Here is an 8,498-nt window from a genome sequence, read left to right as displayed (position 1 = left end):
CCCGCTGCGCTTGGCCATCGAGGCCCGCGTCCAGTGTGTGGCGCCTGTCGGTGTCTGTTCCAAGGTGGCCACCACCACCTGCTCGACCTGGTCCAAGGTGATCGACGGTGGCCGGCCAGGTCGCGGCTCGTCGATCAGCCCGTCCAGCCGCAGCCGCAGAAAGCGCGAGCGCCACTTGGAGACCGTGTCCGGATGCACTCGCAGCTCGGCAGCGATCTGCTGGTTGTCCTTGCCGTCCGCACAGCCAAGCACGATCTTCGCCCGCATCGCCAGGACCTGCGACGATTTGGCTCGGCGCGCCCACCGCTGCAGCGTGACCCGTTCTTCCTCGGTGACCGTCAGCCCGGCCTTGGGCCGCCCGGTTCGGGGCCTGTCCAGCAGGGCATCGATCCCGCCCCGCGCGTAAGCGGCGCGCCACCGGCGCACCGTCGCCACGTTCATCCCGAGATCCCGCGCCACCTGCGCGTTACTGGCACCCGGTTCGGCGCAGGCCAGCACGATCCGCGCTCGGCTGGCCAGTCCCGACGCATCCACCGTCAAACCATGCAGCCGAGCTCGCTCCGTGCTCGTTAACTTGATCTCTAGGGCCGACGGGCCCGGATTTCCCATATGCCAAATGATAAGAACTTATCCGCCGAATTTCAGGCGCATGACACTAGCCGGGCGGTGAGCAGGGCTCACAGGGGGGCTCACAAATCACGATCCCGGTTCACAGCGAGCCCACCAAGCAATACCGTGGGGCGATCGGACATGCCTGGGCGGCTTCCTTGCGGCGGGTGATGGCCAACGCGCGGCGCTCGCCCTCGGTCAAGCTGGTGTCCAGGCGGCCGGCGGCGAGCGCCGGTTTGGCGTGGGCGCGCTGCTCGGCGGCACGGTCGAGGATGTCGTCAGGCATGGTGCGCTCCGTGGGGGAAGCCGCAGGCTGCGGGGAAGGGGCGGGGCGCGGTCGCGGTCGGACCGCGCGTGAGGACGGCTCCAGGCTGAGCAGATCGGCCACCAGCTCGGCGCCCATCTGCTCGTTGAGGTAGGCCATCAGGCCCGGCTCCAGCGGCGCGGCGCGGCGCGGCGGCCGCGGGCAAGCCGGTCGATGTCGGACAGGCTCTTGAGGTACCAGGATCGGACGGTGTTCCAGCGGCTGGCCGACAGGTCGGCTACCAGCTGCACGCCGGCGTGGCCCTCGCCGTATTTGGCCATGTCGCGCAACACCATGCCGAGTTCGCCGGCTACATGCGCCATCTCCGACCGGCGCGCGACCCGGCCGAGGACGGCCTCGTCAGCCATATTCCGGATCGTTCCGCCTCCGGTGTACTGAGCGGTGCCGCGGGTGCCGACCAGAACCCAGGAGACGGCCTCTGACCGGCCCTTGGTGGAGAGGTATTCCATCTCGGCTCGGGTGGCCATGCCGAGCCGGTCGCCGTGCTTGAGCAGCTCGTCCATCTCGTCGACCACGACGGGCACCAGCGGGGTTTCGCGGGTGGGCTCGACGGTGGCCTCGTCGCCGTCTTCCTGCATGCCGCGGTAGTCGATGATGTGGCGGGCCATGCGCAGCAGGTGGTAGGCCCGCTGCCGTTGCGCAGGGCCGCACGCGGATGCGCCGAGGGCGGGCCGCCAGCGCCGCATCTCCTTGGCCTTGGACACGTTGATGCCGATGACGAAGGCGTTGTCGGCGGCTGTCAGTCGCTCGATGATGCTGTTCAGGGTCACCGACTTGCCCGCGCCGGTGATGGCTACGATCATCGTGCGCTTGGCGCCCTCCTCGTCCCACTGGGTGACGGTGAGGGGGCGGCCGGTCTCGGGGTCCATGCCGATGACGATGGGCTCGCGGGCGTCGGCGATCTGCGGGAGCACGATCTCCGGTGTGGCGTCGAGCAGTGGGTGAGGCAAGACGCTCGACCACGGGTCCTTGTAGCGGATGCTGATCACGAGTCGCCCGGCGATCCCGCCTGGTCGCGTGGTGACGCGGGAGGTGGGCAGCATCTCCACCTCGGCGATGCGCTCTTCCAGGTCAGCGCCTGCGAGGTGAGAGGCGCGCTTGCCCGTGCCACGCGTGTCGATCTCGAACTGCTCGCCGAGCCTGGTCTCCCGCCAGTCGAGCAGGTGAGAGCCGCCGAGCCCGTACAGGTAGGCGCGACGGTGCCAGTCAGCGCGGGCCCGCTCCCATGCGATCTTTGCAACGATCTCCGGATCTGTGCGGTACGCCCAGTAGGTCAACCCGGCCGTGGCCGCCCCGATCACGCTCATCAGGCCCGGGGCGCCCTCGACACCTGCGGTGACACCCCACGCGGTCGCGCCCGTCAGCCACAGCCCGCTCGCCGCGGTGGCGACCGCCGCACGCCCTGGCCGGCGCTGGCCAGGCAGGGTCATCTCGCGGGCGTACATGCCGATCGTGGCCACCGCGGTCACCGGCAGCCCAAGCAGTGCGGGCGCCTCGACATGGTGGGCGATCTCGGCCAGGACGACGGCGCCGGCCATGACGGGGATGGGGCCGCGGCGCAGGTGGTCACGCTGTACCCAGCCCACGGCACGCCGGATCGGGCCACGCCTGGGCGTGGCCTCCTCCTCGGCGGGCGGCGGGCTGGGCTGCAGGTCGAGCGACACAGGATCTCCTAGAACTGACCGGTCATGAACCGGCCGTTGTGCGGCATCACCACGCCGGACGCGGCCAACTCCAACACCTGGCCGTAGACGGTCAAGAACTGGGTCATGGCATCGGACATCTGCGCGGACGCCGCGCTGACCTGCTCGCTGTAGGCCGTGATGCCCGAGACAGCGGTGGGGTCGAGGCCGATCTCGGTCACACACGTCTCGCGCGCATCTTCGAGGCCTCGGCGTAGGCGACCATGCCAGCGGCCTCGGCCTTCATGAACTCCAGGAGATGGCTGTCGCTCTCAGGGACGAAGTTCCTGACCCGGTCGATCATCACCTGCCAGTCCAGCGGGGCGACGGCCCCCTCGGGGGCCGTCTGCGGGGCGTCGGTGGTTGCGGTCATGGTGGTGCCTCCGGAAGGAGTTGTGCGAGATGAGGGTGTAGGTCGTGCCGGCGGGCTTGGGGGTGCGGGTGCGGCCTGCTCGGGTCGGGGGTTCGGAGTGGGCTGAGGGCCGGCGGCCGGGGTGGCCGGTTGGGCGGGCAGGCCGAGGGTGAGGCGAGCGCGGGCCACGGCGCGCCGTCCCAGGTGGCGCTCGCCGACCTGGCCGCGGGTGGCACGCCACCGATCGAGGACCGTCTCGGCCGGGCGGCGGGTCTGCCGCTCAGCCCACCGGGCCTCCCACCTGCCTCGCCTGACCGTGTGGTTGGCGGCCATGCGCTGGTTCGCGGCCTTGCTCGCGCGGCGGATGGCCCGCACCGCGCGACCCGTGCCGCGGCCGGCGAGCTCGGCGCCGGCCTCGGACAACCTCGTCGAGGCGACCGGGGTGGCGCCGCTGCTGTTGTACGCCTTGACCAGCAGCGATCCCGCCCCGGGGACCCGGCCTTTGCCGTCGCTGGCCGTCCGCTTTCGGCCGTCGGACATCTTGGCGACGACCGCGATGCCCGCCCCGACGGCGGCGACGACGACCAGCTCTAGCCCGGCCATGGCTCGGTCTCCTCACCGTCATCTCGCGGCGTGAGCCGGACATACCGGCCGGGTTCGAGCTGGTCGTCGAGGGCGTAGACGGGCGCCCGGGTGGGCGGCTCGTCGGCGTCTTCGGGGGCGGGGGCTGGTGCTGCCACGGCTGGAGGCTCGTCGGCGCCGTCGTCGGCGCGCTGCGGTTCGTCGTCGGCGTCCGGGTTGTCGGGGATTCCGTGCACGTCCGCGTACGCATCACAGGCGGCCAGGAGCGCGGTGCCGGCCGTGCAGGCGCCGATGACGATGCCGATGCACGCGGCGGTGGACAGGTCCGTGATGATGCCGAGGATAAGGATGCCGGCGACCATCGCGAGGATGCCGACCCAGCTGGGCCGGGTCGCCCACCAGCGGAGAAGGAAGACGCGGATCGCGGGGCCGGTCACGACATGCTCCGGAACAGGTTCATGGCGATGCTGCTGACCCAGCGCATGATGCCGGCGCCCCACTCGGTGCCGCCGAAGAACATGCCGAAGAGGACGGCCGGGATGAACGTCATCCACTGCTTGCCTTGGAGCATGAACGTGCAGATGGCGATGATCAGGAAGAGGACGGCGAGGACGCCTTGAGCGAGTGATGCGGACATGGTGGCCTCCCTCAGCCCGCGACCGGATCGGCCTGAGCGGGTGATCCGTTGATCTTCTTGCCGCTGTGAAGCGAGGTCTGCCGAACCGTCTCGGCGGGATCCATCTGTTCCTGTTCGGCGGCAAGGCGCTCACGCTCGGCCGTCTCGGCGCGCTCGATTTCGACGTCGGTCCGGACGTAGCCCGCTTGCCGTTCGGAGATCTTGGCGATCTTGGCCAGTCGCTCGCGTGAGAGCTTCACATCGGCGTCGAGGCAGGCAGCGTAGACGAGGGCGGCGACCTTGACCGGGTCGGGCTCGGGGAGCGGCTGCTCACCTTCACCCGATCGCCCTTCTTCTGCCGATCCGTCCCCGGTGTCCGTTTCGGCATCGATGCTCTCGGGCTGCCGCACGACGGGTCCGGCTGGCCCTTCGACGGAGGATCGCGCCTGGTCAGAGAGGGCGCGGGGGAAGAGGTAGCGCAACACATACACGAACAGGTGGGTGCCACAGAAGATAGTGCCGATCACCAACACCGCGATGACCGCGACCACCTGCCATGGCAGCGGGCCGACCTCGCCCGATCGGGTGTCAGGAGTGGTCCAGCCGAGCCCGTGAAGGAACTGTAGGAGGCCGGACGCGGCCGTGAAGATCGCCACGATTCCGAGGGCATACCGGCGTGCCGCTGGGTCGTGACGCAAGATCATCGCTGCCACGATCGCCACCACGATCAGCCCATCGATACCGATCCACCACAGCCGCGCCGCCCCTGGCTCGATGTGCGCAACGAGCGCCGTATCCCGCAGGGGGCCGAGGGAGGTGTTCAGGCCGACGGCCACGATCCCGACGACGAGAAGGCCGAGGACGGCCACCCCGGTGATCGCCCAGAACGAGCGATCCGTCGCGGCCGGCACGGGTGGGCGTCCGGCGCGGCGCTTGGCCTGGCGGCGCTTCCACCACTCCTTGACGCGCCTCTTCGGCTCCTCGGCCGCCTCCTCCTGGGCGGCTCGCCGGGGGCCGGATCATCCTCAGCGGGGTGATCGGGTCCGGGAACCTGGCCCGTGACGAGCTGCTCGTCGGCGGGCTCGGTCAGTGCCGAACTGGCGTTCTCTGGCGCGGGCATGGCGCCGTCGTGTACTTCTTTCACTGCTCCGTCTCCGCTGTGATCGGTTGGCGGGGTGTTCGGGCCCTCGGCTGGCGGTGGAGTCGCTGGTCGAGGGCCGCTTTGGCGTGCTCTGTCTGGTTGGTCTGGTGTGGTGGCCTCCCGCCCGGTCACCTGATGGGCGGGAGGCCGTCCGGCGCGGAGATCGCGCGGCAGTGGGTGTGAGCCGCTGGGATACACGCCGGGGTCTGGGTGGCCCCGCCCTTCTCGTCGGGCGGGGCCGGTGTCCGGTCAGCACTCCGGACATTCAAGGGGGCACGTGGGGCCTCCGACCGCACTTCCCTCGGCCGGAGGCCCGAGAGTGGCCCGGCACTGGGTTGCGCCGGGCGTCTATCTGGGCCTCACACCTCACCCCCGATGGGGAGGTGCGAGGTTGGAGCCCGACCTGCAGCCGTTCGCAGGCGGCAGGCCGGGAGCTCAGGGGTTCTGCCGCTTGGCCACCTCATCGAGGCGCTCGACTGCGGCCAGGCCCAGGTCGGCCACCCGCCTAACGAAGGCGCCTTCGTCGAACGTCGACCGGTAAGGCGTCGCGGGCGGCTCGTCGACGAAGACCCCGTAGCCGGGGACGCCGTACAGCAGGGAGGGGTGCCACTCCAACGGCTCGGGCTCCGCCTCCGGCTCATCGTCGTCCTGGCCCTCAGGCTCGACGCTCACGCTGTCGCTGGTCATAGCGTTGCCGCCAGGGTGGTGCGCAGCTCGACGCACGCCTCGTGCCCGTCGGGTCCGCTGCTCGTACGGAACGACGTGGTGAGGGTGCTGATCTCGGCCCACTCGCGCCCCCCGAACAGGTCGGGTCGGCCGGGGTCCTTCACGGTCAGGGACAGGCCGCGATCAGTGATCTCGATCGCCGCGTGGACGAGCTGGTCGGTGCCGGTGCGCCGTACGGCCTGCGTCACGAGCTCGCGCATGGCTTTCTCGGCGTTGTCGGCGAGGTCGGGCCGCTCGTGGAGGGCGATCTCGCGGGCCCAGAGGGCGGCGGCGGCCGGGCTTTCGGTGGTCGGGGGGAGCGACTGTCGGTACATCCCGACCGCCAGCCTTTCTAGGAAGGATGGACTGCTTTCTCACTAGGTTGCAACCTTCCTAGAAAGGATGTCAAGCTACTCATGTGGAAAATGACGAGCGGCCACCCTCCCAGCGCATAGCCGATGACCTGCGCGCCCTCATCGCATCCGGCGAACTGGCCGTCGGGGACCGGCTCCCGTCGATCCCCGACCTCGTGCGGACGTACGGCGTAGCCACCAACACCGCGCACAGCGTCATCCGCGCACTCCAGAGCGAGGGCCTCGTCATCTCCCGCGCCGGATCCGGCACGTTCGTGCGGGGCCGGCCGAAGGTCCAGCCCCTGATCAGGGCCTGGTATCGGACGACGCCGTACGGCTCGCCGTTCAAGGCCGACATGGAGCGGCAAGGCCACGAGGCCGCCTGGTCCTGCGAGTCGCAGACCACGATCGCTCCCCCGGAGATCCGCGAGCGCCTGGGCCTCGCCGAGGCCGGCGACCTCGAGGACGTGGTGCGCACCGACTACCTGTTCAGGGCAGATGACGAGCCCGCGATGCTGTCGACGAGCTGGGAGCCACTCGCCCTCACCAGCGGTACACCGGTCGTACTGCCCGAGGACGGCATGCTCGCCGGCCGCGGCGTGGCCGAGCGGATGCTGTCGATCGGCTACCCGATCGACGACTGGGTTGAGGAGGTCAGCGCTCGCCTTGGTACGACCCAGGAGTGTCAGCGCCTCGACCACGCGCCGGGCAGCGTCATGGTGACGATCAGGCGGACGTACTACAGCGGCGAGCTGGCGGTCGAGACGGCCGACATCGTGATCCCTGGGGACCGGTTCCTCTTGGTGTACAGCGGCAAGATGGGCAGGCCTGCCGAGGAGGGCCGATGAGTGACCTGCGAGTTCACTCCCGGCGAGTGGCGTGCGTTTCTCGCCGGCGCGAAGGCCGGCGAGTTCGACGTGCCCACGTCATAGCGCGGACAGCAGCGGGCCCCGACGTAGAGACGCCGGGGCTCTGGCATGTCCCGAGGGCTACTTGACCTGCCACTCCAGGGTCATGTCGCTGGGCTGGTAGGAGACCGTGCGGGGCTTGGCGCCCTTCTGTACCTCGAACGGGATCCAGCCGCGCACGCATCGGCCCTCTTGGACCTGGCGGCCGTTGGGGTAGAGGGGGACGTCCCACCACTCCGGGCCCCACGAGGACATCGCCTGCTCGACGGTCTCGTCGGCAAATTCGATCGACCACGGCCCCCAGGAGACGTTCGTCGGGGAGCCCTCGCTCTTGGCGATGCACATGCGGACCTCGATGCCGATGTACTCGCGGCCGGCGCGCTCGGGCAGGCCGGGGACGACGGCGGTGAAAGGTTGCCGTATTCGCAGGACGGTGGCTTTCACGGCTGAGCCGGGGGCCTGTCCTTCCTGGGTGGCACCGACCCTAGCGGGGGCGGGTGGCGTTGATGGAGTGGGCGTCGCGGTGGCGCTTGGCTTCTCCAGGGGGACGGTGGCTGTGGCGCCGGTGCTGGCGCAGCCGGCGGCGAGCGACGCGAGGAGGGCAACGGAGACAAGGGGGCGCATGGTGACTCCAGGTGTGGATGCGAATGCATGGGGTGGGATGCGCGAAGGGGGCGGAGGTTCACGCCGAGCGGCGTTCCGTTGGAGCCCCAATAGACCGGTCGCCGTCGGGCGGTGGGGCCTCGACGGCGACCGGAGTTCAGGAGCATACGACCTCGTCTGCCACGTCTACCTCGTGGTCAACGTAGCGCACGAAGAGGGCGTCTCCCATGACCAGTACGTTGACGATCATGGACGTGGTGGACCCATTCAACCCGACGCCGAAGTATCGGCAGATCGTGGAAATCGTCATACGGCAGATACGGCAGGGCAAGCTGGAGCCGATGACGCCGATTCCCTCGGAGGCGAGGATGGTGCAGATCCACGGGGTTGCTCGGGAGACCGTGCGCCAGGCGGTCGCGGCGCTTCGCGATGAGGGGTGGGTGTTCACGATCCAGGCGCGCGGGACGTTCGTGAGCCCTCAAGAGCGGTGGCCGAAGAGCGAGTAGGCGGGGGTTCCACCCGAAGACTGGACACGGCTTATGCAGCTGATGCCAGCGTAGATGATGTTGAGTGGAAGGCTGTCTCGTAGGTCTGGGGAGCCCGCTGGCCGAGCCTGGAGTGG

General features: G+C 69.8%; 13 protein-coding genes. 2 read left to right on the top strand and 11 right to left on the bottom strand.

The window, feature by feature from the left end; genetic code table 11:
* From ACWEVS_RS45645 to ACWEVS_RS45600, 10 genes are all read right to left on the bottom strand, one after another.
* A partial coding sequence (locus ACWEVS_RS45645) for a helix-turn-helix domain-containing protein (protein ID WP_452557439.1) occupies positions 1 to 534 on the bottom strand: 534 nt, incomplete at its 3' end.
* A 175-nt stretch (positions 535 to 709) separates the two neighbouring features.
* Positions 710 to 895 (bottom strand): hypothetical protein, encoded by a 186-nt coding sequence (locus tag ACWEVS_RS45640; protein WP_452557437.1) that lies wholly within the window; start codon positions 893 to 895, stop codon positions 710 to 712.
* Between the two features lie 137 nt (positions 896 to 1,032).
* Entirely contained in the window at positions 1,033 to 2,598 is a 1,566-nt protein-coding gene (locus ACWEVS_RS45635) for an AAA family ATPase (RefSeq protein WP_452557435.1), read from the bottom strand.
* An 8-nt stretch (positions 2,599 to 2,606) separates the two neighbouring features.
* Complete coding sequence (locus tag ACWEVS_RS45630; protein WP_452557433.1) at positions 2,607 to 2,798, bottom strand: hypothetical protein; 192 nt, start codon at positions 2,796 to 2,798, stop codon at positions 2,607 to 2,609.
* On the bottom strand, positions 2,795 to 3,571 hold the full coding sequence (locus ACWEVS_RS45625; protein WP_452557431.1) for a hypothetical protein: 777 nt from the start codon (positions 3,569 to 3,571) through the stop codon (positions 2,795 to 2,797). Before ACWEVS_RS45625 ends, ACWEVS_RS45630 begins: the two co-directional genes overlap by 4 nt.
* Positions 3,559 to 3,987: a hypothetical protein gene (locus ACWEVS_RS45620; protein ID WP_452557429.1), complete on the bottom strand. Its 429-nt coding sequence runs from the start codon at positions 3,985 to 3,987 to the stop codon at positions 3,559 to 3,561. Before ACWEVS_RS45620 ends, ACWEVS_RS45625 begins: the two co-directional genes overlap by 13 nt.
* Positions 3,984 to 4,187 carry a hypothetical protein gene (locus ACWEVS_RS45615; RefSeq protein WP_452557427.1) on the bottom strand — a complete coding sequence of 68 codons (204 nt, stop codon included), beginning with the start codon at positions 4,185 to 4,187 and terminating at the stop codon, positions 3,984 to 3,986. Before ACWEVS_RS45615 ends, ACWEVS_RS45620 begins: the two co-directional genes overlap by 4 nt.
* 11 nt (positions 4,188 to 4,198) lie before the next feature.
* Positions 4,199 to 5,077, bottom strand: coding sequence for a hypothetical protein (locus tag ACWEVS_RS45610; protein WP_452557425.1), 879 nt, complete (start codon positions 5,075 to 5,077; stop codon positions 4,199 to 4,201).
* 665 nt (positions 5,078 to 5,742) lie between these two features.
* Positions 5,743 to 5,994, bottom strand: coding sequence for a hypothetical protein (locus tag ACWEVS_RS45605; RefSeq protein WP_452557423.1), 252 nt, complete (start codon positions 5,992 to 5,994; stop codon positions 5,743 to 5,745).
* A complete protein-coding gene (locus tag ACWEVS_RS45600; protein WP_452557421.1) occupies positions 5,991 to 6,347 on the bottom strand; it encodes a hypothetical protein in 357 nt (118 codons plus the stop codon). The genes ACWEVS_RS45605 and ACWEVS_RS45600 overlap by 4 nt, the downstream gene beginning before the upstream one ends.
* A gap of 83 nt (positions 6,348 to 6,430) precedes the next feature.
* Between ACWEVS_RS45600 and ACWEVS_RS45595 the strand changes: the two genes are divergently transcribed.
* Entirely contained in the window at positions 6,431 to 7,213 is a 783-nt protein-coding gene (locus tag ACWEVS_RS45595) for a GntR family transcriptional regulator (RefSeq protein WP_452557419.1), read from the top strand.
* 141 nt (positions 7,214 to 7,354) lie between these two features.
* Here ACWEVS_RS45595 and ACWEVS_RS45590 read toward each other — a convergent pair whose 3' ends face one another.
* Entirely contained in the window at positions 7,355 to 7,717 is a 363-nt protein-coding gene (locus ACWEVS_RS45590; protein WP_452557417.1) for a hypothetical protein, read from the bottom strand.
* A 407-nt stretch (positions 7,718 to 8,124) separates the two neighbouring features.
* On the opposite strand from ACWEVS_RS45590, the gene ACWEVS_RS45585 reads away from it, so the two are divergent.
* Complete coding sequence (locus ACWEVS_RS45585) at positions 8,125 to 8,382, top strand: GntR family transcriptional regulator (RefSeq protein ID WP_452557415.1); 258 nt, start codon at positions 8,125 to 8,127, stop codon at positions 8,380 to 8,382.
* Positions 8,383 to 8,498 lie beyond the last annotated feature (116 nt).

The sequence above is a fragment of the Nonomuraea sp. NPDC003754 genome, assembly GCF_053605785.1.
This window is presented reverse-complemented; position numbering and strand designations above follow the sequence as displayed.